The 934-nt window shown below is 64.8% G+C and carries 1 protein-coding gene; it reads right to left on the bottom strand.

The features are described 5' to 3' along the window. Window positions 1–56: 56 nt before the first annotated feature. Window positions 57–875 carry a phytanoyl-CoA dioxygenase family protein gene (locus ON45_RS19930; protein WP_040496428.1) on the bottom strand — a complete coding sequence of 273 codons (819 nt, stop codon included), beginning with the start codon at window positions 873–875 and terminating at the stop codon, window positions 57–59. Between the last annotated feature and the right edge of the window lie 59 nt (window positions 876–934).

The following is a 934-nucleotide window of genomic DNA, read 5'->3' as shown; positions in this document are numbered from 1 at the left end:
GTTCGCGCACGGAGCGCGGGAACAGATCACGAGATCGGGTGGGGACGAGGGTGGAACTACTCCGTTGCGAGGAGGCCGTCGACCTGGTTGAGCACCGTCTGGTCGTCGTTGTGGGAGTGGGTGAATCCGAGCTCGCGCTCCCGCCTGACCGTTTCGATCGACCGGTAGGCGTTGATGTACGCGCGCCGTCTGCTGGACGCGGACACGTTGCCGCCCGATCCGTGCATGATCCCCTCGTTGTGGACGGTGATGTCGCCGCGCCGGATCGGGACCTCGACGGGATGATCGTCCTCACGCAGGTCGGTGACGAGCGTGTGCTGTTCCTCACGGCTCGCACCGGCCGGACGATGGGGTCGGACCGGTTCGAGGTGACTCCCGGGCAGGAACTGCATGCATCCGTTCTCGACGGTCGAATCGTCGATCGCCAGCCAGCAGGTCGCGGTGCGTCGGTCGTCGGTGTTGATCCAGTACGCCTGGTCCTGGTGCCACGCGAAGATCGCGTCGTCACGGCCGGGCTGTTTCGCGAGCAACTGATCGAAGTCGAGCGTCATCCCTTCGCCGCACAGCTGCTCGGCGATCGTGTGACCGACCTGTTCGAAGATGTTGCCCTGCCAGGCCTCGTGGTATTTCCGCGGCAGCATCACGTTGAAGATCGCGTACTCGCTCGGATCGGTGCCGAACTCGCCGGACACCATGTCGTACAGGTCGCGTCCCGTGACGTCGATCTCCCCGCGCATGAACGCGTCGTACACCGGGTCGAGATCGGCGACCTCGTCCTCCGTCAGCACCCCGGCGAGGTGGACGTACCCGTCACGTTCGAAGCGTTCCTTCTCCGCATCCGTCACCACATAGCGGTTTCCATCGCGCGTCCCCATCGGGTCAAATCTAGCCACGCTCCGACCCACCGTTCTCGTGAACAGTTCGCGCACGGAGC

This window comes from Ilumatobacter nonamiensis YM16-303 (assembly GCF_000350145.1).
GTDB lineage: Bacteria > Actinomycetota > Acidimicrobiia > Acidimicrobiales > Ilumatobacteraceae > Ilumatobacter_A > Ilumatobacter_A nonamiensis.
The sequence above is the reverse complement of the archived record's forward strand: the minus strand, read 5'-3'. Positions and strand labels throughout refer to the sequence as shown.